The organism is Sphaerisporangium fuscum, assembly GCF_018531465.1.
Taxonomy (GTDB): domain Bacteria; phylum Actinomycetota; class Actinomycetes; order Streptosporangiales; family Streptosporangiaceae; genus Sphaerisporangium; species Sphaerisporangium fuscum.
Window position 1 is genome coordinate 199105 of the sequence record NZ_JAHDTF010000015.1, and the last position, 22730, is coordinate 221834.

18 protein-coding genes and 1 riboswitch are annotated in these 22730 nt (G+C 72.4%); of the genes, 8 read left to right on the plus strand and 10 right to left on the minus strand.

The window, feature by feature from the left end:
- Window positions 1–307 precede the first annotated feature (307 nt).
- Window positions 308–1297, plus strand: a complete 990-nt coding sequence (xynA, locus tag KIK05_RS20005) for an endo-1,4-beta-xylanase XynA (protein ID WP_214412268.1) — start codon at window positions 308–310, stop codon at window positions 1295–1297.
- Between the two features lie 104 nt (window positions 1298–1401).
- Here the strand turns inward: xynA and KIK05_RS20010 are convergent, their stop codons facing one another.
- Window positions 1402–2181 (minus strand): alpha/beta fold hydrolase, encoded by a 780-nt coding sequence (locus KIK05_RS20010; RefSeq protein ID WP_214412269.1) that lies wholly within the window; start codon window positions 2179–2181, stop codon window positions 1402–1404.
- A gap of 82 nt (window positions 2182–2263) precedes the next feature.
- On the opposite strand from KIK05_RS20010, the gene KIK05_RS20015 reads away from it, so the two are divergent.
- Window positions 2264–2797 (plus strand): PadR family transcriptional regulator, encoded by a 534-nt coding sequence (locus KIK05_RS20015; protein ID WP_214412270.1) that lies wholly within the window; start codon window positions 2264–2266, stop codon window positions 2795–2797.
- 34 nt (window positions 2798–2831) lie between these two features.
- On the opposite strand, the gene KIK05_RS20020 is transcribed toward KIK05_RS20015, so the two are convergent.
- Window positions 2832–4508: a ferredoxin-like domain-containing protein gene (locus KIK05_RS20020; RefSeq protein ID WP_284681373.1), complete on the minus strand. Its 1677-nt coding sequence runs from the start codon at window positions 4506–4508 to the stop codon at window positions 2832–2834.
- Window positions 4509–4769: 261 nt separating this feature from the next.
- Window positions 4770–4968, plus strand: a riboswitch (cobalamin riboswitch).
- Window positions 4969–5017: 49 nt separating this feature from the next.
- On the opposite strand from KIK05_RS20020, the gene cobN reads away from it, so the two are divergent.
- Entirely contained in the window at window positions 5018–8641 is a 3624-nt protein-coding gene (cobN, locus tag KIK05_RS20025) for a cobaltochelatase subunit CobN (protein ID WP_214412341.1), read from the plus strand.
- A gap of 78 nt (window positions 8642–8719) precedes the next feature.
- Window positions 8720–9340: a nucleotidyltransferase domain-containing protein gene (locus KIK05_RS20030; RefSeq protein WP_214412272.1), complete on the plus strand. Its 621-nt coding sequence runs from the start codon at window positions 8720–8722 to the stop codon at window positions 9338–9340.
- Window positions 9341–9346: 6 nt separating this feature from the next.
- On the opposite strand, the gene KIK05_RS20035 is transcribed toward KIK05_RS20030, so the two are convergent.
- A complete protein-coding gene (locus KIK05_RS20035; protein WP_214412273.1) occupies window positions 9347–10624 on the minus strand; it encodes an MFS transporter in 1278 nt (425 codons plus the stop codon).
- A gap of 81 nt (window positions 10625–10705) precedes the next feature.
- Here KIK05_RS20035 and KIK05_RS20040 point away from each other — a divergent pair, with 81 nt between their 5' ends.
- Together KIK05_RS20040 and KIK05_RS20045 are read left to right on the plus strand one after the other, a co-directional pair.
- Window positions 10706–11641, plus strand: coding sequence for a LysR family transcriptional regulator (locus tag KIK05_RS20040; protein WP_214412274.1), 936 nt, complete (start codon window positions 10706–10708; stop codon window positions 11639–11641).
- Window positions 11642–11644: 3 nt separating this feature from the next.
- Window positions 11645–12523 carry an alpha/beta fold hydrolase gene (locus tag KIK05_RS20045; RefSeq protein WP_214412275.1) on the plus strand — a complete coding sequence of 293 codons (879 nt, stop codon included), beginning with the start codon at window positions 11645–11647 and terminating at the stop codon, window positions 12521–12523.
- A 28-nt stretch (window positions 12524–12551) separates the two neighbouring features.
- Here KIK05_RS20045 and KIK05_RS20050 read toward each other — a convergent pair whose 3' ends face one another.
- The 5 genes from KIK05_RS20050 to KIK05_RS20070 form a co-directional block, all read right to left on the minus strand.
- Window positions 12552–13466 (minus strand): transglutaminase-like domain-containing protein, encoded by a 915-nt coding sequence (locus tag KIK05_RS20050; RefSeq protein WP_214412276.1) that lies wholly within the window; start codon window positions 13464–13466, stop codon window positions 12552–12554.
- A 101-nt stretch (window positions 13467–13567) separates the two neighbouring features.
- Window positions 13568–14638, minus strand: a complete 1071-nt coding sequence (locus tag KIK05_RS20055) for a cation diffusion facilitator family transporter (RefSeq protein WP_250563074.1) — start codon at window positions 14636–14638, stop codon at window positions 13568–13570.
- The gene (locus KIK05_RS20060; RefSeq protein ID WP_250563075.1) at window positions 14631–15035 is read right to left on the minus strand and encodes an ArsR/SmtB family transcription factor; all 405 of its coding nucleotides are present in this window, start codon (window positions 15033–15035) and stop codon (window positions 14631–14633) included. The genes KIK05_RS20055 and KIK05_RS20060 overlap by 8 nt, the downstream gene beginning before the upstream one ends.
- A gap of 122 nt (window positions 15036–15157) precedes the next feature.
- Window positions 15158–15742 carry a carbonic anhydrase gene (locus tag KIK05_RS20065; protein ID WP_214412277.1) on the minus strand — a complete coding sequence of 195 codons (585 nt, stop codon included), beginning with the start codon at window positions 15740–15742 and terminating at the stop codon, window positions 15158–15160.
- Window positions 15743–15934: 192 nt separating this feature from the next.
- Window positions 15935–16282: a hypothetical protein gene (locus KIK05_RS20070; protein ID WP_214412278.1), complete on the minus strand. Its 348-nt coding sequence runs from the start codon at window positions 16280–16282 to the stop codon at window positions 15935–15937.
- A 315-nt stretch (window positions 16283–16597) separates the two neighbouring features.
- Here KIK05_RS20070 and KIK05_RS20075 point away from each other — a divergent pair, with 315 nt between their 5' ends.
- Complete coding sequence (locus tag KIK05_RS20075; RefSeq protein WP_250563076.1) at window positions 16598–17809, plus strand: esterase-like activity of phytase family protein; 1212 nt, start codon at window positions 16598–16600, stop codon at window positions 17807–17809.
- A 47-nt stretch (window positions 17810–17856) separates the two neighbouring features.
- On the opposite strand, the gene KIK05_RS20080 is transcribed toward KIK05_RS20075, so the two are convergent.
- The gene (locus KIK05_RS20080) at window positions 17857–20217 is read right to left on the minus strand and encodes a sialidase family protein (RefSeq protein ID WP_214412279.1); all 2361 of its coding nucleotides are present in this window, start codon (window positions 20215–20217) and stop codon (window positions 17857–17859) included.
- Window positions 20218–20424: 207 nt separating this feature from the next.
- On the opposite strand from KIK05_RS20080, the gene KIK05_RS20085 reads away from it, so the two are divergent.
- Entirely contained in the window at window positions 20425–21438 is a 1014-nt protein-coding gene (locus KIK05_RS20085) for an AF_0692 family protein (RefSeq protein ID WP_214412280.1), read from the plus strand.
- A 75-nt stretch (window positions 21439–21513) separates the two neighbouring features.
- Here the strand turns inward: KIK05_RS20085 and KIK05_RS20090 are convergent, their stop codons facing one another.
- Window positions 21514–22581 carry a lytic polysaccharide monooxygenase auxiliary activity family 9 protein gene (locus KIK05_RS20090; protein WP_308250019.1) on the minus strand — a complete coding sequence of 356 codons (1068 nt, stop codon included), beginning with the start codon at window positions 22579–22581 and terminating at the stop codon, window positions 21514–21516.
- Window positions 22582–22730 lie beyond the last annotated feature (149 nt).

Below are 22730 nucleotides of genomic sequence, written 5' to 3' on the forward strand. Positions count from 1 at the left end.
GCCCGCCGCTCGGCCTTTCAGCGACCCCTGAAAGTTTCAGTCAGGATCCGGTCGTCCGCAGAAGGCTTTCGCCTCCCGATTTCGGAGCGCATCGATGGTGGCCAGGCCATATGCGGGAGGTCGGTCGGGGAGTCGTCCCTGTGGCGTTGGGGGAGCGTTGACAGTCGCCGTGCGTGATTCCGATACTTTCGCCACAGAATCGATAATTTCGTGAGCGGCGCCCCTCGAGCCGCTGTCGATCGGGACGTCTGCCACGACCCGGCTCCCCGATCGCCGACCGCACCTTCACGAGGAAGGAAGCGAGCACATGAACGACGCCCCCGCCCGCCCGAAGGGCCGTGGCCGCGTCAGGGCGCTCTTCACCGGCGCCTGTGCCGTGGCGCTGGTCCTGACCGCGACGCTCCTGCCCGGCACCGCCGGCGCCGACACGACCGTGTCCTCGAACCAGATCGGCACCAACAACGGCTACTTCTATTCGTTCTGGACCGACAGTCCCGGGTCGGTCTCCATGAACCTGGGGTCCGGCGGCAATTACGGCACCTCCTGGCGTAACACCGGGAATTTCGTCGCCGGTAAGGGCTGGAGCACCGGCGGGCGCAGGGCGGTGAGCTACTCGGGCAGCTTCAACCCGTCCGGCAACGCCTATCTGAGCCTCTACGGATGGACGAGAAATCCGCTCGTGGAGTACTACATCGTCGACAACTGGGGCAACTACCGGCCCACGGGAACGTACAAGGGCACGGTCACCAGCGACGGCGGTACGTACGACATCTACGAGACGACGCGATACAACGCCCCCTCCATCGAAGGCACCAGAACGTTCAACCAGTACTGGAGTGTCCGGCAGTCCAAGAGAACGGGCGGGACCATAACCACGGGCAACCATTTCGACGCCTGGGCCCGTTACGGAATGAATTTGGGCAGCCACGATTACATGATCCTGGCCACCGAGGGATATCAGAGCAGCGGAAACTCCAACATAACGCTGGACGGGTCCTCCTCCGGTGGGGGCGGCGGCGGAGGAGGCGGCGGCGGTTGCACCGCGACCCTGTCCGCCGGCCAGCAGTGGAGCGACCGGTACAACCTCAACGTCTCGGTCAGCGGCTCCGGCAACTGGACCGTCACCATGAACGTCCCGTCCCCCGAGAAGATCATCGCGACCTGGAACACCAACGCCACCTGGCCCAGCGCCCAGGTGATGGTGGCCAAGCCGAACGGCAGCGGCAACACCTTCGGTGTGACCATCCAGACCAACGGCAACACGACCTGGCCGACGGTCTCCTGCGCCGCGAGCTGAACCAGGGCACCGCTACCGGGGGTGCGGCGGCCACGGCCGCCGCATTCCCTGCCTTCGGCCGACGACCACCTGCGGTACGCCGTGAACGGGCGCGACGCCCTTCTCTAGGGGCGGGCGGCGTGGTCGAGCAGCCGGGACGTGGCGCGGGCGAACTCTTCGGGATTGTCCAGCATGATGTTGTGCCCGCAGTCGGCGACGGGCACCAGCGGCACACCGGCGGCGCGCAGCCCGTCCGCGCCGGTCGGTGGCCCGTCCTGCTCGGGGTAGAGGAGGCCGCGGCGGATCTCCAGGCGCAGGAGCAGCTCACGCATGGTCGGCAAGGTGCCCCGCGCCAGGTTGACGCCGCTGCGGTACAGGGCGAGGGGATCGGCCAGGCCCATGGTGGACCACCACAGCGGGCCCACCCGGTCCCGTACCTCCTGCCGGCCGTAGCGGAGGAACTCCTCCTCGGTGTAGGTCATGATGCCGCTGCTGCCCGGGGTGCCGCGGTCCGGGGAGACGGGGTCGAGGTTCGGGTCCACCAGGACGAGCGCGGACACCAGGCCGGGGTGCCGCGCGGCCATGACGATGGCGACCGCGCCTCCCATGCTGTGGGCGATCACCTCGGCGCCGACGGCTCCGGCCGATCTCATGGCCTCGGCCAGGGCGTCGGCGTGCTCCTCCAAGGTGTAACCGAAGTCGGCGGGCCGATCGCTCAGGCCGAAACCCAGCAGGTCGACCAGGAGCGACCGGCGGCCCGCGAGCAGCGGATGGGTCGCCACCCCGGCGAAGTACGGAGCCGACATCGCGCCCAGGCCGTGGACGTAGACGCGGGGCGGCTCGGCCCCGGGCAGCTCGATCCACCGCATCCGGGCTCCGTCCGGGTGGACCTGGGCGTCGTGCATCGAATGTCTCCTTCCGGCTGGACTATCGAGAGGAATATACATCGATATCGAGGTATCACGGCAAGGGGGTACGATCGGCGTCATGCTTGAGCTCGCCATCCTCGGTTTCCTTCGCGAACGACCCCTGCACGGGTACGACCTGCGCAAACGTGTCGCCGCGCTCACCGGGCACGTGCGGCCGATCGCCGACGGCACCCTGTACCCGGCCATCAAGCGCATGGAGACGAGAGGCTGGCTGACCCGCGAGACCCAGGCGGGCGCCGCCGCCGCCCCCCGGCACATGCTCCACCTGACCCCGGCGGGTGAACGGGAACTACTGCGCCGGCTGCGTGAGCCGGAGGACCTCGACATCAGCGATGAGAACCGCTGGTTCGTCCTGCTCTCCTTCCTGCGTCACCTCGAGGACGCGCAGGCGCAGGCTCACGTGCTGAGGCGACGCCTGGCGTTTCTGGAAGAGCCGAGCAGCTTCTTCTACGAGGACGGCCGCCCGGTCCGTGCCGAGGAGGTTCCCGACCCGTTCCGTCAGGGCCTGCTGATCATCGCCAGGGCCACCAGCGCGGCCGAGCTGAACTGGCTGCACGCGACGCTCACCACACTGGAGAACGCCGAGCCCTAGTCACTCGGAGGCCATCCGGTCGTGACGACCACCGTCATGTCGTGGCGGCTCTCCTCGCCTCGGCGACCAGGGCGGCCGTTGCCTCCATGTCGCCGTGATGAAGGCCGTGCCCGGGGGCCGCCGGGAATCGCCCCGTCCAGCCGTCCAGGTCGATGCGGTAGCCGCCGTTCCCGGTGGCGATGACCGTCACCACGGTGCCGCCGGGGCGTCCGCATCGGCGTTCACATCCGGCCCAGTGCACGGGGAGCCGTCCGCGGGGCTCCGCGTCCCGGACGGCGGGGCGAGCGGCTTCCATGCGCGCTGTGGCGGACGCCGCGTCGGCTCGGACGTCCGACAGGGACTTGGCGCAGCCGGGGCGTCCCGTGCACGCGGTGACCCCGTTCCACTCGGATTCCGGGTCGCCGACCAGGCCAGCGGCTCCCAACCTGGTCAGCCACGGCGTGACGGCGTCACCGTCGATCCCGGGGACGATGAGTGTGCGCGAAGGGGTCAACCGGATCTCGCCGTCTCCCGCCTCCGCGGCGGCGGCCAGAGCCTGCGCCTGGCCGGCCGTCAACCGGCCGAGGGGCGCCATGACGACGATGGCGTACTTCTCGGGGGGCCACCCAACCGGTGTCTTCTCCTCTGACGACGGCCGACCGGCCCGCCGTACGGCGGCGCCGTCTTCGCCGTACCACTCCTCGCCGCCCCGGCGCCGACAAGAGAACGCACCAAGCCCCGGGAGAGAGGGAAACGCGCCGAGGGGTGGAAGGGCCGGGGGCGCGGCGAGGGGTGGGAGGGCAGAGGGCGAGGTGGGGGTGGGGATGGCCAGGGACGAGGTGGGGGTGGGGAGGGCCGAGGTCGGGGCCAGGGGCGGGAGGGCCGGGGGCGAGGTGGGGGTGGGGAGGGCCGAGGTCGGGGCCAGGGCCGGGAGGGCCGGGGACGAGGTGGGGGTGTAGAGGGTCGAGGTCGGGGCCAGGGCCGGGATGGCGGGGGGCGCGGCGAAGGCCGGAAGGGTGGGGGGTTGGTCCGTTTCTTGGGGTGACGGTTCGTCGGTCTTGGGATGGACGAGGGAGGTCAGGCGGTGGGTGATGCGGGTTGGGCCGTCGTTCAGTTCGGCAAGGCGCCATGCGGTGGAACCTTGGGTGGCGCGTTCGACGAGGAACAGTTCGGCCACGGTCACCATGGCCGGTACGGCGTCCGGCAGGCTGAGGCGTAGCCCGGTGTCGGTGCCCGCGAGCAGCAGCGCGGCCTCGTGGGTGTCCCTGTGCGGTGGCGTCGAGCGGGCGGCACGAAGCGGGAGGAAGGTGACGTCCGGCGCGAGGCGCAGCATGTCGCCTCTGCCGTCGTCGAGGGCGAACAGGAAGCGGCCGGAAAGGCCGGCCAGGGCCGGGCAGGCGCGGAGGGCCTCGTCCAGTTCGCGGACGAGCGGCATGACGTCGAGCAGGCCGTGCCCGTCGAGCCCGGACATCGGGGACGCCAGGATGTTGCGGACGCGTTCGTGGGTGGCCGACGGGAGCAGGCCGGCGGCCGCCATCCGAGCGGCGAACCCGGCCTGCGCCGGGTCGTCGAGGCCTCGCACCTGCACGTTCGCGCGCGAGGTCAGCTCGATCACGCCCGACCCGAGGGTGGCGGCCGCGTCGGCGAGTTCGCGCAGCCCGCGAGCGCTGAGGAGCCCTCCCGGCAATCGGACGCGCGCCACCGCACCGTCCGCGGCGGGGTGGGTCCGCAGCGCCCCCGGACAGGCATCGGGCCGGGAACGCCCGGATGGTTCGGCGGGGTGGGGACGTCCGGGGGGTTCGGTGGAGCAGGGACGCCCGGAGGGTTCGGTGGAGGGGGAACGTCCAGAGGGTTCGGTGGAGCAGGGACGTTCGGAGGGTTCGGTGGAGGGGGAACGTCTGGGGGGTTCGGTGGGGTGGGGACGTTCCGAGGGTTCCGTACGGCGGGAAGGGGTGGGGAACTCCGCAGCGGCCACGTCGAGGATGTTAACCCGACTTATCGCAATAAGCCCGACTCCGTGATCTGATAGAGGGCGACGGCACAAGGAGGAAGCCGGTGTGAATCCGGCGCGGTCCCGCCACTGTCACCGGGGAGCAGACCCCACCGAAAGGCCACGGCCCGGCAACGGGCGGGAAGGCCGGGGTGAGCGTCGATCCGGGAGCCAGGAGACTCCTGGCCGTCGTGTGGACCACTACCCGGGGCGCGGACCCCGAGTGAGGATGTGCCGTGCGCGGTCACTCGATGCTGCTCCTGTCGACCTCCGACACCGACCTTCTGAGCGCCCGCGCGAGCGGCGCCCCGTACCGGCTGGGCAACCCGGCCAGGCTCACCGCCGAGGACCTTCCCCCGCTGCTCGACGGCGTCGAGCTCGTCGTGGTGCGCCTGCTGGGCGGGCGGCGGGTGTGGGAGGAGGGGCTGGACGCCCTGCTGTCCGGACCCCGCCCCGTCGTCGTGCTCGGTGGCGAGCAGGCGCCCGATGCCGAGCTCATGGAGCTGTCCACGGTGCCCGGCGGCGTCTGCGCCGAGGCGCACGCCTACCTCGCGCAGGGTGGACCGGCGAACCTGGCGGAACTGCACCGGTTCCTGTCCGACACCGTCCTGCTGACCGGCCACGGCTTCGCCCCTCCGGTCCCCACGCCCACCTGGGGCGTCCTCGACCGCGAAAGAGCGGCGGCGGCGCCGGGAGGCGGGACCAGGCCGGTCGTGGGGGTCCTGTACTACCGGGCGCACCACGTCGCGGGTAACACCGGCTTCGTCGAGGCGTTGTGTGATGCGATCGAGGACGCCGGCGGGGAGCCGCTGCCCGTCTACTGCGCATCGTTGCGCACCGCGGAGCCCGGGCTGCTCGACCTGCTCGGACGTGTGGACGCGCTCGTCGTCACCGTCCTCGCGGCCGGCGGCACCCGCCCGGCGACCGCCTCGGCCGGCGGTGACGACGAGGCGTGGGACGTGGGCGCGCTCGCCCGGCTCGACGTGCCGATCCTGCAGGGCCTCTGCCTGACGGGCGACCGGGAGACCTGGGCGGCGAGCGACGACGGGCTCTCGCCGCTCGACGCCGCCTCGCAGGTCGCGATCCCGGAGTTCGACGGGCGCATCATCACGGTCCCGTTCTCGTTCAAGGAGGTCGACGAGGACGGGCTCACCGTCTACGCCGCCGACCGTGAACGCGCCGCGCGGGTCGCGGGCATCGCCGTCCGCCATGCCGCCCTCCGCCACGTACCCCCCGCGGACCGGCGGATCGTGATCATGCTCTCGGCCTACCCCACCAAGCACGCGCGCGTGGGCAACGCCGTGGGCCTCGACACGCCCGCCAGCGTCGTACGCCTGCTCGCCGCGCTGCGCGGGCGGGGGTACGACATCGGGCCGGACGGAGAGATCCCCGGCGTGGCCGAGCAGGACGGCGACGCGCTCATCCACGCCCTCATCGCGGCGGGCGGCCAGGACCAGGACTGGCTCACCGAGGAGCAGCTCGCCGGCAACCCGGTGCGCGTACCGGCCCGAAGCTATCGCGCCTGGTACGCCACGCTTCCGCAGGACCTCCGGGGGGAGATGGAACGGCACTGGGGGCCGCCGCCCGGCGAGCTGTTCGTCGACCGGTCCGGCGACCCGGACGGGGAGATCGTCCTGGCCGCGCTGCGGGCCGGGAACGTGGTCGTGATGGTGCAGCCGCCGCGAGGGTTCGGGGAGAACCCGATCGCGATCTACCACGATCCCGACCTCCCGCCGAGCCACCACTACCTGGCCGCCTACCGCTGGCTGGCCGACGGCTTCGGCGCGCACGCCGTCGTCCACGTCGGCAAGCACGGCAACCTGGAGTGGCTGCCCGGCAAGTCCGCCGGGATGTCCGCCTCCTGCGGTCCGGACGCGGCGCTCGGTGACCTGCCGCTGATCTACCCCTTCCTCGTCAACGACCCGGGGGAGGGCACGCAGGCCAAGCGGCGCGCCCACGCCACCCTGGTCGACCATCTGGTGCCGCCCATGGCGCGCGCCGACACCTACGGCGACATGGCCCGCCTGGAGCAGCTCCTCGACGAGCACGCCTCCATCGCCGCGATGGACCCGGCCAAGCTGCCCGCGATCCGCGCCCAGATCTGGACGCTGATCCAGGCGGCCCGGCTCGACCACGACCTCGGGGTCGAGGACCGGCCGCACGACGCCGAGTTCGACGACTTCCTGCTGCACCTCGACGGCTGGCTGTGCGAGGTGAAGGACGTGCAGATCCGCGACGGGCTGCACGTGCTCGGCGAGGCGCCGACCGGGGCCGCCCGGGTGAACCTGGTGCTGGCGATGCTGCGCGCCCGCCAGATATGGGCGGGCGCCGAGGCGCTGCCGGGCCTTCGCGAGGCGCTCGGGCTGGCCGAGGACGGCACGGCCGGGCGGGCGGGCGTCGACGACGCCGAGACGGTGGCGCGGGCCCTCGTCGAGGGCATGGAGGCCCGTGACTGGGACCCGGGCGCGGTGCCCGAGGTCTGCCGGGCCGTACTCGAAGAGGTGCCGGGGCCGGTCGGGGAGATCCTGCGCTTCGCGGCGACGGAGATCGTGCCGAGGCTCGCCGGGACCGCCGGGGAGATCGAGGCGGTGCTGCACGCGCTCGACGGAGGGTACGTGCCGGCGGGCCCCAGCGGGTCACCGCTGCGCGGGCTGGTCAACGTGCTGCCCACGGGCAGGAACTTCTACTCGGTGGACCCCAAGGCCGTCCCGAGCCGGCTGGCCTGGGAGACCGGTCAGGCGATGGCCGATTCCCTGCTCGCCCGCTACCGCGCCGACACGGGGGACTGGCCTCGTTCGGTGGGCCTGTCGATCTGGGGCACCAGCGCCATGCGCACCGCCGGGGACGACGTGGCCGAGGTGCTCGCCCTCCTCGGTGTCCGGCCGGTCTGGGACGAGGCGTCGCGCCGCGTCACCGGGCTGGAGCCGATCCCCCTCGAGGAGCTCGGACGCCCGCGCGTCGATGTCACCGTGCGCATCAGCGGCTTCTTCCGCGACGCGTTCCCGCACGTGGTGGTCATGCTGGACGACGCGGTACGGCTGGCCGCGGGCCTCGCCGAGCCGGAGGAGCTCAACTACGTACGGGCGCACGTGGCGGCCGACCGCGCGGCCCACGGGGACGAGCGGCGGGCCACCATGCGCGTCTTCGGGTCCCGTCCGGGCGCCTACGGGGCGGGGCTGCTGCCGCTCATCGACAGCCGCAACTGGCGCGACGACGCCGACCTGGCCGAGGTGTACGCCGTGTGGGGCGGTTTCGCCTATGGAAGGGACATGGACGGCAGGCCGGCCCGCGCCGACATGGAGGCCGCCTACCGGCGCATCGCCGTCGCGGCGAAGAACATCGACACCCGCGAGCACGACATCGCCGACTCCGACGACTACTTCCAGTACCACGGCGGCATGATCGCCACGGTGCGCGCCCTCACCGGCAGGGCGCCGGCCGCGTACATCGGGGACGGCACCCGCCCGGACGCCGTGCGCACCCGCACCCTCTCGGAGGAGGCGGCGCGGATCTTCCGCGCCCGGGTCGTCAACCCGCGCTGGCTGGCGGCGATGCGCCGCCACGGATACAAGGGCGCCTTCGAGCTCGCCGCCACCGTCGACTACCTGTTCGGGTACGACGCGACCACCGGCGTGGTGGCCGACTGGATGTACGACCGGCTGGCCGCGGCGTACGTCCTGGACCCCGAGAACCAGCGTTTCCTGGCGGAGTCGAACCCGTGGGCGCTGCACGGGATCGCCGAGCGCCTGCTCGAGGCGGCCGACCGGGGGATGTGGCAGCACCCGGACCCGGCGATCCTGCGCGATCTCCAGGAGGCCTACCTCAAGGTCGAGGGTGACATCGAGGGCGGCGGCGACGTCCCCGGCGCTCCGTGACTAAGCCGTGATCCCCAGGACGCCGGCTGTTTCTGGAAGATCCCCACGGGCCCGAGTCCCAGGCGGAAAGATGGCGACATGGCGCGCAGGGATACACCGTGGGGCGCATGGGAGCACGCGCCGCCCTCCGAGGTGGCGGCGTTCTTCTCCGTCCCCCGGGATCCGTGGTGGATCGCCGGAGGCTACGCCATCGAGCTTGCGGTGGGCCGCCGGTTCCGTGAGCACGCCGACATCGACGTGCTGCTGTTGCGGCGTGACCAGCTCGCCGCGCAGCGGGCTCTGGCGGGCTGGGAGTGGTGGGCGGCCGACCCGCCGGGAGTGCTCCGCCCGTGGGTCCTGGACGAGATCCTGCCGGTGACCGTCCACGACATCTGGTGCCGTCCGGGGCCGGAGGAGCCCTGGCGCGTCCAGATCATGCTGGACGAGTCGGACGGCGAGGAGTGGGTCTCGCGGCGCGACGCCCGGGTGCGGCGCCCGATCGACCGTCTCGGCCTGGTCACCGCGGACGGCGTGCCGTACCTCGCGCCCGAGGTCCAGCTGTTCTACAAGGCCAAACGCCCGAGGGGGAAGGACGAGCAGGACTTCACCGAGACGCTGCCCCTGCTGGACGGCGGCCGGCGCCGCTGGCTCGCGCACGCCGTCCGCCTGGTTTACGGCGAACACGCGTGGCTCGACCGGCTGTCCGAAACCCCCGTCTGACCACCGCTACCCGGCCGCGCCGGCGGGGTCGAAGCGGCGGGCGACCAGCACGAGGAGTCCGGCGACGGCGGCGAGGGCCGCCGAGACGGCCGTGACGGCGAGCCATCCGCCCGACTGCCACTGGCGGGTGGCGAGCGCGCCGAACGCGGAGCTGCCGAGGTAGTAGGCCAGCAGGTACAGCCCCGAGGCCTGCCCGACGCCCGCCCCGGCCCGGTGGGCCCGGCCCGCGACCCAGCCGCTGGCCAGCGAATGCGTGCCGAGGAAGGCGAACGTCAGCACGGCGAGCCCGGCCACGACCACCGCGAGCGGGGCCGGGACGGTGAGCAGCACTCCCGCGAGCAGCAGCCCCACGCCGGCCAGGGCCGCGCCGCCCCGGCCCACCCGGCCCGCGAGCCGCCCGGCCGCGTGGGGCGCGAACAGCCCCACCGGGTAGGCGAGGAAGACCAGCACGGCCGCGCCGCCGAGCAGGTAGGGGGCGGCCTCCAGCCGGAAGGCCATGGCGTTGTAGAGCCCGACGAACGCCCCCATGGTGGCCGCGCCGACCAGGCACAGGGCGACCAGCGCCGGGTCCCGTAGGGCCAGCCGGGTGGTGCGCAGGATGTCGGACGGCCGGGGGCTCGACCGTACGAAGCGGCGTGACGGCGGGACCAGGAGCCACAGCCCGGCGGCGGACACCACGGTCAGGACGCCGACGCCCAGCGCCGCGCCCTGCCAGCCCCACAGCGCGTCCAGCGGTCCGGGGAGCAGCCGACCGGCCGCCCCGCCCGCGGCCGTGCCGGTGATGTAGGCGGCGTTGGCCCGCAGGTGGGCGCTGCTGTGGATCTCCTCCCGCAGGTACGCCAGCGCCACCGCCGGCAGGCCGGCCAGCGCGACCCCCTCGGCGGCCCTGATGGCGAGGAGGCTGCTCCAGGTGGGCGCGAACGCGGCGGCGATCCCGAGGACGGCCGAGCCGGCGAGGGAGATCCGCATGATGACCAGACGCCCGGCCACGTCCGAGACCGGGCCGACGAACAGCAGCGCCACCGCCATGGTGATCGTGGACAGCGACAGTACCGCCGCCGACTCCGCCGCCGTCACGTGGAACTCGCGGGTCAGGCCGGGCAGCAGCGGCTGCACGTAGTACAGGGCCAGGAAGTTGGCGAACCCTCCGAGCATCAGCCCGTACATGATCCGCCGGTAGGCGCGGTCACCCGGCCCGTATCCGGCGTGCTCCGCACGGCCCGGGGCCGGGGAAGGAAAGGGACGAGAGGGCGGGGCGGCGTGATCGGGGAGCGTCGAGGTCACGCATCCGATGCTGCTCCCTTTGTCCTGATGCTCAAAATGCATCCTTTGACACTGCTGATGTCGCTCGCGCATCATGCCTGCATGGACGTGCAGACGCTGCGGTGGTTCCTGTCGCTGTGCGACACCGAGAACATGCGGGACACCGCCGCCATGGAGAGGGTCAACCAGTCCACGCTGTCGAGGTCACTGGCGCGGCTGGAGGCCGACCTCGGCGTGGAGCTGTTCCACCGCCACGGGCGGCGCCTGGCCGTCAACCGCTTCGGCGCGCTGTTCCGCGAGCACGCCCGCCGGGCCGTCGCCGACCTCGACGTCGCGCGCCGCCGCATCGACGCCCTCGCCGACCCCGACACCGGCCTCATCCGGCTCGGGTTCCTCCACTCGGTCGGACGCTGGCTCGTCCCGGAGATCCTGCGCGACTACCGCGCCGTCACGGCCGGGATCCGGTTCGAGCTGCACCAGGGTTTCGGGCGTGAGTTGTTCGCCTGGCTGCGCGACGACGACATCGACGTCGCCCTGGTCACCCCGCCCAAAGACGGCGCCGACGTCCGCTGGCACCGCCTGCGCGAACAGCAGTTGTGCCTCGCCCTGCCCGCCGACCACCCGCTCGCCGCCGAACCCGGCCTGGAACTGCGCGACGTGCGGGGCGAGCCGTTCATCGCGTTCGCCCAGACCACCGACCTGCGCCGCGTCATCGACCGGCTCTGCGCGGAGGCCGGCTTCGAGCCCCTGATCGCCTTCGAAAGCGAGGAGATCGCGACGGTGCGGGGCCTCATCGGCGCCGGGCTCGGCGTCGGCATCCTGCCGCGCCCGGCCGTGCTCGAGCACGACGACCCCGTCTACCGGCCGCTCGATCCGCAGCGGCACCGTCCGATCGGGCTCGCCTGGTACGCCACGCCGCCCCCCACCGCGGCGACGGCGAGGTTCATCGAACACCTGCGCCGTACCGGCGGATCAGAGACCAGATCTTGGTCCGAAAATATGCACGTGCACGGCGAGGGGGAAAAAGAGGATGATTAGATCATGAGTTTAGGTATTGTCCCGCCCGTCCGGCTGGGGGAGTCGGCGTTGGCCGACGGGCGGAAGCTCGGCTGGGCCGAGTGGGGGCCGGAGGACGGCGTCCCGGTGCTGCTGTGCCCGGGGGCCGCCACGAGCAGGTGGCTCGGTTTCGGGGGAGACGTCGTCGACGAGCTGGGTGTGCGGCTGGTGTCGGCCGACCGGCCGGGGCTGGGCGCCTCCGACCCGCTGCCCTCCCGAACGCTCGAGGACTGGCCGCGTGACGTGGAGCAGTTGACCAAGCTGCGGGGGCTGGAGGGGCTCGCGGTCGTCGGGTTCTCCGCCGGGGCGCCGTTCGCGCTCGCGTGCGCGGCGGCGGGCATCGTGACCGCGGCGTCGATCGTCTCGGGCGGGGACGAGCTCGCGCACCCCGAGTTCGCGGGCGACCTGCCGCACGAGGTGCGGTTCCTGGTCGACGGCGTGGCGGCCGACCGCGAGAGCGCGGAGGCGTCGATGCGGTCGTTCGCGGACCCCGAGGTGATGACGGCCACGGTCAAGGCCATCAGCTCCCGCGCCGACCGGCAGATCTACGCCGACCCGGAGTTCGCCCCCGCCTTCCGCCGCGCGCTGGAGGAGGGGTTCTCCCAGGGGCACGAGGGGTACGCCCGCGACACGGCGATCGCGCTGAGCCGCTGGCCGTTCGACCCGGCCCACATCTCGGTGCCGGTCGACCTCTGGTACGGCATGCTCGACAGCAGTCCGGTGCACTCGCCCGACCTCGGCGACTTCCTGTCCCGCCGCATCCCCACGGCCACGCGCCACGTCGTCCCGGACACCGGAGGCGCCCTGCTGTGGACCCATGCGGCGGACATCCTGCGCGCCCTGCTCGGACACACCGCCGCGTGACGGATCCGGCCCCCGCCGGGCGGTTCGGTCAGGAGGTGGGGAGGCCGGCGGCGCGCGTGCCCGCGTAGGTGCTGTGCGACCGTACGGCCGGCGGGGTGCGCAGGCCGGGGTTCGACATGAACAGCGTGCGCAGGCGGCCGAAGGGCCCGCCGGCGATCTCGGCGTCGGCCACCTGGTCCAGCAGCCTGGTCTCGTGGCCGCTGAGGTCCCGGTGGACCTTCTCGGCGAGGTCCCAGCCGTCCCAGGGCAGCACCTCCACCTTGTTCAACGCGGCGAGGTCGCGGACGACGTTGCTCTGCACGAAGTCCATGCCGTGCAGGTCGAAGAGCGAAATGCCGAACGTCGCGGCGTCGGCCTCGCCGGCGCGGCACGCCCGCCAGGCGTCCCCCGCCACCAGGAACCGGTCACGCGGCACGTCCATCGGGTCGAAGGGGATCGCGAGCGCGGCCATCATCTCGGGCGCGGGCAGCTGCGCGTCGACCAGCGTCCAGCCGCGTTCTGGGTTCCAGTACTCGGTCACCCAGTGGTCCTCGTTGCGCCCCGGCAGGAAGTACGACGCGAAGCCGCAGCGGATGCGGGCGGGCGTGCCGGTGGTGCGCAGCAGGGAGCACAGCACGAGGGCGAAGTCGCGGCAGGTCCCGGCGAACCTCCTCGCGGGCGGCCGGGCCACGGTGAGGGGCGCGGCGTCGCGCTCGGCGATGATCCGCAGGATGGCGGAGACGTAACGCGTCTCCGCCTCGTTCCTGCGGTTCTCCGGCAGCGTGAAGCCGAAGACGGGCGTCTCCTCCCGGTGGATGAGGAGGTTGCGCACCATCACGGCGAGCTCGGCCGGGTCGGTCGGAATCCCCTCCAGGCGGCTGAGATCCCCCGGATCGCTGTAAACGCTGTGCGTGAGGTAGAAGGCCCGCTCTTCCGCGTCCAGTCCTTGACGTTCGCCGGTCATGGTCCGCCTTCCCTCGCGATGAGATCCGGGTATGAGCGGCCCTAGTTTGGCGGGAATCGGCGGCGAATATCCACGGTATTGATCGAAAACTCAGGAGACTCTCAAGACTCCGGCGTGGCCGTGTCGCCGCGGTGCGCCGGACCGTGCGGGTCCGCGCAGTGCCGGTCGTCGCCGGTGCCGCCGATGCTGAGCAACTGAGGGGTCGCGTGGTCGACCTGCAAGGTGGTGTGGTCGATGCCGTACTCGTCGTGCAGCAGGCGCTCGGTGGCGAGCCGGACGGCGTGGCAGTCGGTCCCCGGATCCACCAGGATGTGGGCGGACAGCGCGGCGTAGCCGGAGGTGACCTCCCAGATGTGCAGGTCGTGCACCTCGACGACGTGGTCCAGCGCCGCGGCCCTCCTGCCGATCTCCGCGGGGTTCATCCCGGCGGGGGCGGCCTCCATGAAGACCCTGCCCGAGTCTCGTACCAGGCCCCAGCCGGCCTTGAGCATCAGCGCGGCGACGACCAGCGCGGCGATCGCGTCGGCGCGGTTCCAGCCGGTCAGCCAGATCACCAGGCCCGCGACGGTGGTGGCGATGAAGGCGTAGAGGTCGCTGAGGATGTGCTGGAAGGCTCCCTCGACGTTCAGGCTCGATCTGTTCGCCCTGCTCAGCAGCCATGTCGCCGCGAGGTTGACCACGATTCCCGCCACGCCGGTGGCGACGACGTACGCCCCCTCGACGCTGGGCGGCCTGAACAGGCGCCAGACCCCTTCGTACACGAAGTAGGCGCTCAGCAGCAGCAGGGTGATGCCGTTGATCTGGGCGGACACGATCTCGGCCCGCTTGAGGCCGTAGGTGAAGCCGCCCCGTGGTGGACGCTGGGCGATGCGCATCGCGACGAGGGCGAAGACGAGGGCGATGGCGTCGGTGAGCATGTGGCCGGCGTCCGTGATCAGCGCGAGGGAGCGCGCCAGGATGCCGACGACCACCTCGACCGCCATGAAACCGACGATCAGCGCGAGCGCGCCGGTCAGCTGGCGGCGATCGGCCTCGGGTGCGAGGGCATGCCCGTGGCCGTGGCCGTGCCCGCGCCCATGGCCCTTGTCGTGCCCTTTCCCGGGTGCGGCGGGCTTGCCGGCTGCGTGTCCCATCTCGTCCCCGTGCCCCGTGGCGCGGCTCGGCTCACCCATCGTTCGGTTCCCCCTCGGTGTGCCTGGCGTGGGTGATGGCCAGGTCGAGCAGCATCCGCACGTGGGAGTCGGCGAGCTGGTAGTAGGCCATGCGTCCCGAACGCCGCACCTTGACGACCCTGCGCATGCGCAGCAGCCGCAGGGCGTGGGAGGCGCCCGACATGCTCTGCCCGGTGGCGGCGGCGAGGTCGCACACGCACATCTCACCGCCCTCGAGCAGGGCGGCCATCATCCGCAGCCTGCCGGGGTCGGCGAGCAGGCCGAAGATCTGGGCGAGATCCTGGACCGTGTCGTCGGAGGGCAGCGCCCGGCGGACCGCCGCGACCCGGTCGGCGTCGACGACCGGCACCGAGCAGGCGTCCGGCTCCATCACCACAACGTTTGAACGATCCTTCATATGTAAAAGTGTAGGGAACGGGCGTCACGGCTGTCGAGGGGCGGCTGTGCCGGCCGGACGGGTGGGGGACGGCACAGCCGAGGGGAAGGACGGTCAGCCGGTCACCGGCGACGGGGGAGCGGTCACAGCGGCGTGAACCCGCGGGCGTCGCGGCGGTAGTTCAGCACCACGCCGGTGTCGACCTCGTAGAACCACCCGTGCAGGCGCAGCCGGCCGGAGCTGAGGCCCCGGGCCACGCGGGGATAGCGGCGGAGCTTGTCGAGCTGCGCGACCAGGTGCGACCGCGCCGCCTCCTCCTCGTCGTCCGGCGGCACGTCCCGCCACCGGTGCGTCTGCAGCAGCCACCACCGCGTGGTCGGAGCCGAGCGCAGCGTCCAGGAGCGGACCCGGCCCTGGACGGCGCCGCAGCGGCTGTGGCCGCAGACGACGAGGTCCTGCACGCCGAGGACGGACACGGCGTACTCGATGGTCGCGGCCTCGGCGGTCAGCCGCCCGAGGCGGTAGGGCGGGATGACGTTGCCGGCGGTGCGCAACTCGAACAGCTCACCGGGCCGCGCCCCCGTGATCAGGGACGGGATGACCTGCGCGTCGGAGCAGGTGATGAACATGGCCTGGGGCGCGACCCCGTCGGGGAGGGGGTCGAGATGCCTCCGGTCACCGCTGAGCCTCTGGTGGAACGTTCGGGCATGATCGATCAACGACTGCATGGACATGGACTCCTTGGTGCTGACGATGGGCATGGAGGACCGGCCGGGCGCGCGGCGGCCACCCCCGCCGGACGCCCGGCGACGGTCATGAACGGCAGGTCGCGCCCCGGTTCCCGCAGGAGGGCACACCGCGTACGCACGGGTGCCCGCGCCGCCGGGCGGAACCCGGATGCGCGCGGGAGAACCTTCTGATCAGCAGCGGAAGACGGGCAGCAGCGGGCCGGTGGGCCGCGTCGATCGCAGGGCGGAGACGTCCGGTCGGGACGTCCGTGCCAGGAGGTCCGCCTCCCCGACGGCCCTCGGCCTGCGCGCGGAGCCGGCGCCATGGCGCGACGCCGGAGGCGGGTGCTTGATCCACCCGGCCGCGAAGGGCTGGTGCAGGGGCTTGGGACACTCGTCGTGGTCGGCGTCGCCGGGGGTGTGCGCGGGAGAGGGGTGCGCCGGCGTGCCGACGGCCGGTTCGGCCTGGACGACCGGCGAGGAGACGTGGTGGTCGTCGTGCGGGATGACGCCGACGGCGAGCAGGATGGAGGCGGCCACGGTCACGAACGTGCGAAGTGCCCCCCACATCACGGATCGCCGTTCTGTCAACGCACCGCCCCACAACTCATAGCGTGCACTTGATTACCGATAGTAGTCGACGGGTCGCGGAACGTACATGGGCTCCTTGGCAAATTCGCTGGTCACCCTATGGGGAAGGGAGATCTGGGCCTTCCCCGTGGCCCGCGGGTGCGGAAGATGACGGCCGGCGAGACCGGGCAGGTCCCGTCGCGGTGAGCGGGGATCACGACACGGGCACTCGGCGGACATCCGGTGTTGTGCGCCGCGTCATCGGGCATGCCTAACGTGGCCGCCATGAAGAGAACCATGATCGGGCTGGGCGCGCTCGTGCTGGCGCTGAGCCTCTCCGCCCCGGCCTTCGCCGACCCCGGCCTCGACCGGCACGACGGCCGCGGCGCGTTCGGCCGCGCCACCCTGACCGGCTTCGCCTCCCTGCCGGCGGAGACGTACGTGCCCGGAAGCGAGCCGTCGGGCGCCAAGCTCGGCACCACCCCGATCAACGGCATCACCCCGCCCTTCCCCGCCCAGCCGGTACAGGGCTTCAGCGGCATCGCCGACCGTCACGACGGCACCTTCGACGTGCTCTCCGACAACGGGTACGGCAGCAAGGCCAACAGCGGCGACTTCCTGCTGCGCGTCCACCGCGTCAAGCCCGACTTCCGCACCGGCACGATCAAGGTCGTCGGGGGTGTGAACCTGAGCGACCCGGACGGCCGCGTGCCGTTCCCGCTGACCCGGGCCGACCGCACGCTGACCGGGGCCGACTTCGACGTCGAGTCGATCGTGCGCGACCACGACGGCACGTACTGGATCGGCGACGAGTTCGGCCCGTTCCTGCTGCACTTCTCCGCCGCCGGCGCCCTTCTGGAGGCCCCGGTCGCGCTGCCCGGCGTCCAGGCGCCGGAGAACCCCTACCTCAACGGTGGGACGCCGAACCTCGGCAGCAGCAAGGGCTTCGAGGGCATGGCGCGTTCGGCCGACGGGCGCAGGCTCTACCCGCTGCTCGAGGGCACCGTCGCCGGGGATCCGGCCGGCACGCTGCGGATGAACGAGTTCGACCTGCGCGAGCGGGCCTATACCGGCCGCCGCTGGGTGTACAAGATGGACGACCCGGCCGACTCCATCGGCGACATGGTGGCGGTGGACCGCCACCGGTTCCTGGTGGTCGAGCGCGACAACCTGCAGGGCGACGCCGCCAAGATCAAGCGGGTCTACCTGGTCGACATCCGGGACCGCGACGGCGACGGCGCGGTGGACAAGACCCTGGTCGCCGACCTGCTCGACCTCGCGAACCCCCGCGGCCTCGGCGGCTTCGGCCCGACCTTCCGCTTCCCGTTCCAGTGCATCGAGGACGTGGTGATCCTCGACGACTCGACGATCGGGCTGCTGGACGACAACAACTTCCCGTTCTCGTCCGGCCGCACCGCCGGCAAGCCGGACAACGACGAGTTCATCACCGTGCGCCTCTCGCGTCCCCTGGGCGCCGACCCGCACGCCTACCGCTGAGCCCCCGGCGGGCCCGCCGGTGTCGGTCCCTGGGCCCGCGGCACCGCTCACCCCGCGGGGGAGGCGCCCGGCGGGGTGGCGGTGACGCGGGTCCAGTCGATCCGGGCCTGCGCGGCGTTGCCGCCCGCGGTGCCGGTCACCCAGTGGGTGACCTGCGGATTCTCCCGGCTGTTCTGCACCGGCCAGGTCACGCCGGTGTCGGCGCCGTCGCGGTGCAGGCGGGCCACCCCGGCGCTGTCGACGGTGACCTTCCAGGTCGACGGCGCCGCCGCGGTGGCCGAGGAGTAGATCTTCTCCCAGACGTTCGAACCCCGCTTCATCGTCCAGACGCCGCTCTTCTGCACCGTCAGCATCAGCCGCGCGTAGCCGTTGGCGACCTTGGTGCCGAGGCTGACGCCGTCGCCGGTGGCGGGGTCGAGGGCGCTGTCGTCGTCGACCCGGCCGCGGAACTCCAGCGTGAAGTCGCAGCCCTTGGCGACGTCGAGCCCGATGGACGCCCTGGACATCCCGCGGCCGGTGCTGCGCAGCAGCAGGCGGCCGCCGGCCACCTCGGCGACGCCGCCCGCGCCGTCGAGCGTCCAGTCGCCGAAGGTGTCCCAGGTGCTGCTCGCGACGTCCTCGACCACCTCGACCAGGTCGACCAGCGCCTCGGCGGGCGCGGCGGGCGTACCCGAGCACCACACGGCCACCTGCGGGGCCTCCGGGGACGCCGCCACCACCCACCGCGCGCCGGTCTCGTCCCCGTCGCGGAACAGGGCGGCGTGCCCGCGCGGGTCGACCGCGACCTGCCACAGGTGGGAGGCCGTGTCGCCGGGCGCGGCGTGGACCCGGGTCCACCCGCTGGTGCCCTCGGCGAAGGAGTACACCCCGTCGGCCTGGAGGGCGAGCATCAGCCTCCTGGTCCCGGTGGCGACCTTCAGGGCCAGGCCGGCGCCCGCCCCCGTGGCCGGGTCCAGGCGGGAGTACGCGGCGACGCGGGCCCCGATCGCGGCCAGGAACCCGCCGGAGGGCCCGTACCGCCGGACGACACCGGAGAAGCCCGCCGCCGGGGCGGCGGCTGTTTCCGGTGAGGGGCCGGTGAGGGCGTCCTGCCGGGGGCCGGAGTCCGCCAGGCGCAGGTGCCCGGCCGGGTCGAGGGCGACGACGCCACCGCCGTTCGTCACCGTCCAGCCGGCCAGGCCGTCCCAGCCGGGGCCGACCCCTGTGAACGCCCGGGAGACGTCCAGCTTCGCCACCGTGATGTCGACCTGGTTGTGCTCCCAGATCACGAAGAACCGGCCCGGCTCGTACTCGTCCGCGCCGGCGTAGACGTCCCAGCCCCGCGCCGCGCCCTTCGTCAGGCGCGGGCCGTCGGCGAACAGCCGGCCGGGGCCCCAGGGGGCGTGCGGCCGCTTGATCTTGTAGCAGAGGACCTCGCGGTACTGGTCGGGCTTGCTCTCGCCGGAGCCGCTGAAGGGCCCGGCGAAGGTGTTGTAGATCGCGAGGTACTGGTCGCCGGCGTCCTTGGTCAGGAACCCTTTGACGTAATAATTCGGGATATTTAGGTCGAGGGTCATCGGGGACCAGGTGAGGCCGCCGTCCTTGCTCGTGGCGGACGCCGCGTACGACGGGTGGGTGCGGTAGAAGGCGTCCTTCTGGGCCGCCGACGTGCCGCCCGTCAGGTTCAGCGTGCGCCCCACCAGCAGCAGCGTGCCCGGGTCCTCGTTCGAGACCACCAGCTGCGGCTCCTCGACCGCGACCCCCGGCGGGTTCGCGGCGAGCGCCCCCGGCGTCCAGGTGACCAGGTCGGCCGAGCGCAGCACCCCCGAGTGCTTGGCGCCCTGGTAGGTCCGCCAGTACGGCAGCAGCCACGTCCCGCCGTACTTCAGCGGCTTGCCCGCCACCACCACGCCGTGACCGTTGGCGGGCACCTCCACCGTGATCGGGAAGTCGGCCCACGTCCGGCCCCCGTCGAGGCTCCTCTTCGCCACCATGGCCACGGGGAAGCCGTTCACGGAGCCCCCGGCGTCGCGGTCGGCGGCGATCGTGATCCGGCCGAGGAACGCGTACAGGACGCCGCCGTCCCTCAGGAAGATCACGTAGTGGTAGCGGTAGGTGGAGCCGGCCGCCGCGAGGGTGCCGGTCGTCCAGGTGGCCCCGCCGTCGGCCGAGCGCGCGTACATGATCGAGCCCTGGTCGGTGGGCGACGGGTCGCGCGCGTCGCGGACGCCCGCCCGCCACCCGGCCACCAGCGTCCGCGCGTCGAGGGCGACGATGTCGGGCACGCGGTTGCCCTCGTGCGCCAGCTCCCCGCGCGCGTCCATCTCCGCCTGCCCGTACACGACGACGGGATCGCTCACCGCCGTGCCGACGACGCCGGCGGGGCGGGTCGGGAGGCGGCCACTGCCGGAGGAGCCGGTCGGGATCATGAGCTCCAGCGAACCCGACCCCCTCGCCGGCCGCAACGAAGTCCACCGCCCTTTCACCCGCTGTTCACGGACGCGGTCCCGGGATGCCGGTCGTCACGGGTTCTCCGAGGACATTTGTCACAGGCAACTCCGGACGAGCTTCACTGCCGCCGGGGGACCGGCCGGTGGAGGCTGAAGGCACCCCCTCGGCAGGAAGGCAGGCACGTCATGTGGCGTCGGGTCGCCCCCGCGACAGGACTCTTCTTTCTCTCTCCTCTGGTCGCCGAGTTCCTGCTCGGCAACATCCCCATCTCCGCCCTGTTCGCGCTCGTCATGCTCGCCCCGATGTACGGGGGCGGGGCGCTGCTGATCCGCGAGGTCGTACGGCGCTCCGGGCGGGGCTGGCCGGCGATCGTGCCGCTCGCGCTGGCCTACGGCGTGCTGGAAGAGGGCGTGACCACCCAGTCGCTGTTCAACCCGGACTACGCCGGGCAGCGGCTGCTGGACGTCACCTACATCCCGGCGCTCGGCATCGGCGCCTGGTGGTCGGTCTTCGTCCTCACCCTGCACACCGTGTGGAGCATCAGCGTCCCCATCGCCGTGATGGAGGGCCTCACCCCCGCGCGGCGGACCACCCCGTGGCTCGGCCGGTTCGGCCTGGGCGTCACCGCCGTGCTGTTCCTGTTCGGCGTGGTGTCCACCACGGTGTTCTCGTTGAGGATCTCGCCGTTCGTCGCCTCCGTGCCGCAGTTCGCGGCTGTGGCCGTCGCCGTCGTGGCCCTCGTCGTCATCGCCTTCGCGCTCGGGCGGCCGGCCCCGGCGTCCGTACCGGCCCCCGGGAGCGCCGCGCCGAACGCCTGGGCGGTCGGCGCGGTCACCCTGGTCGCCTCCTCGGCGTGGTTCCTGCTCGGAGAGGTGGTGCTCGGCTGGGCGACCGTCGCCGGCTACCTGCTGATCTCGGCGCTGGTCGCCTACCTCATCGCGCGGTGGAGCGCGCGGCCGGGCTGGCGGGACACGCACCGGGTGGCCGCGGCGGGCGGGGCCATGCTCACCTACGCCTGGCACGCGTTCCCGCAGGGGCCGATCATGCCGGTCTCGCCGACCGTGGACCTCATCGGCAACGCCGTCTTCGCGGCCGGCGCCGTCGCCCTGCTCTTCCTGGCCGTACGGCGGGCGGGCGGCGCCCCCGTCGCAGACCTCGGCCTGCGGGAAGGGAGCGCCGCCCCGGGCGGTGTCTCGTGATCCTCGAAGGGCAGCCTCTCAGGCCCGTTCTCCGCGCGTCGCCCAGAGAGATCCGGGCTCGCGCGGAAGACGGGCCTAGGGGCTGGTGCAGGTGAGCGACGGACTGCCGGCGCTCCCCGACGCCACGTACCCGAAGGTGGTGGAGCCGCCCGCCGCGAGGTTGCCGTTGTAGTTGGCGTTCTTCACCGCGATGGAGGACCCGCTCACGGTGTAGGTGCCGTTCCACAGGCTGTTGACGGTCGTGCCGCTCGGCAGCGTCCAGCCGACGGTCCAGCCGTTGATCGCGGCGGTGCCGGTGTTCTTCACCGTCACCTCGGCCTGGTAGCCGCCGGACCAGTTGCCGGTGGTCTTGAAGGTCGCCGAGCACGCCCCGTTCCCGGGCGGGGTGGGAGTGGGCGTCGGGGTCGGCGTCGGGCCGGGGCCGCCGCTGCCCGGGCCGACACCGGTGACCTCGCCGTTGCCGCCGTCGAAGACGACGTCCGAGCAGCCGTAGAAGGTCTCCTGGCTGTCGGAGCGGGTCCACACCGAGTAGATGATGTGGCGGCCGCTCTTGTTCGACGGGAGCGTGGCGTTCCAGTAGTAGTAGGCGCTCTCATTGCCCGGCGAGCCGACACTCGGCGGGTCCGGGGCGGTGTAGAACGGGGTGCTCTCCAGGTCGCTCCAGGCCAGCGGGCGCGTCGGGCTCCAGCTGTCCTTGGTGATGTAGGTGCGGAACGACCCGGGGTGGGCGGCCCACTTGTTGTACCTGAACTGGATGTTCGCCCCCGCGGTCAGGTGGGTCACCGGCCAGTCGTTGCGGGCGAGGTCGTAGCCGCTGAAGTCGTACACGACCGCGCCGCCGCTGCACAGTTTCCCGTCGGGGATGAACCCGCTCATGCGCCCCCCGCCGTCGGAGCGCAGCACGGCGAACCAGTTGTACAGGGAGTTGGGCCCGCTCTGCGCGACCGCCGCGGCGCAGGCCGGGTTGTTCGGCTGGATCGCGCCCGTGGAGGTCAGGCCGTCCTTCCAGCACAGGTAGGTGCGGCTGCCCGGCATCATCATCGCCCCGTGCGCCGACGCCTGGCCGGGCAGCAGCACGATCATGAGCAGTGTCGCGATGAAGGCCGCCGTGCCGGCGATCGTGATCTTTCGTCGCTTTCTCACATGGAACACCTTTCGAGGAGGCACGAGGGAACCCGATGCGAAAGCGCTCACGCGAGCAAAACTGTAGGTCGCCGCCCCTGGGCTGTGAATCGGCCGCCGGACGGCTCGGCGGCCGGCGCCGGGCCTGGTCGCTCGCGTCGCAGGTGGAG

Excerpts from the sequence above, each read along its gene's own strand:
- xynA (WP_214412268.1), top strand. The coding sequence starts at position 308 with ATGAACGACGCCCCCGCCCGCCCGAAGGGCCGTGGCCGCGTCAGGGCG.
- KIK05_RS20010 (WP_214412269.1), bottom strand. The coding sequence starts at position 2,181 with ATGCACGACGCCCAGGTCCACCCGGACGGAGCCCGGATGCGGTGGATC.
- KIK05_RS20015 (WP_214412270.1), top strand. The coding sequence starts at position 2,264 with ATGCTTGAGCTCGCCATCCTCGGTTTCCTTCGCGAACGACCCCTGCAC.
- cobN (WP_214412341.1), top strand. The coding sequence starts at position 5,018 with ATGCTGCTCCTGTCGACCTCCGACACCGACCTTCTGAGCGCCCGCGCG.
- KIK05_RS20030 (WP_214412272.1), top strand. The coding sequence starts at position 8,720 with ATGGCGCGCAGGGATACACCGTGGGGCGCATGGGAGCACGCGCCGCCC.
- KIK05_RS20040 (WP_214412274.1), top strand. The coding sequence starts at position 10,706 with ATGGACGTGCAGACGCTGCGGTGGTTCCTGTCGCTGTGCGACACCGAG.
- KIK05_RS20045 (WP_214412275.1), top strand. The coding sequence starts at position 11,645 with ATGAGTTTAGGTATTGTCCCGCCCGTCCGGCTGGGGGAGTCGGCGTTG.
- KIK05_RS20050 (WP_214412276.1), bottom strand. The coding sequence starts at position 13,466 with ATGACCGGCGAACGTCAAGGACTGGACGCGGAAGAGCGGGCCTTCTAC.
- KIK05_RS20055 (WP_250563074.1), bottom strand. The coding sequence starts at position 14,638 with ATGGGTGAGCCGAGCCGCGCCACGGGGCACGGGGACGAGATGGGACAC.
- KIK05_RS20060 (WP_250563075.1), bottom strand. The coding sequence starts at position 15,035 with ATGAAGGATCGTTCAAACGTTGTGGTGATGGAGCCGGACGCCTGCTCG.
- KIK05_RS20065 (WP_214412277.1), bottom strand. The coding sequence starts at position 15,742 with ATGCAGTCGTTGATCGATCATGCCCGAACGTTCCACCAGAGGCTCAGC.
- KIK05_RS20075 (WP_250563076.1), top strand. The coding sequence starts at position 16,598 with ATGAAGAGAACCATGATCGGGCTGGGCGCGCTCGTGCTGGCGCTGAGC.
- KIK05_RS20080 (WP_214412279.1), bottom strand. The coding sequence starts at position 20,217 with ATGATCCCGACCGGCTCCTCCGGCAGTGGCCGCCTCCCGACCCGCCCC.
- KIK05_RS20085 (WP_214412280.1), top strand. The coding sequence starts at position 20,425 with ATGTGGCGTCGGGTCGCCCCCGCGACAGGACTCTTCTTTCTCTCTCCT.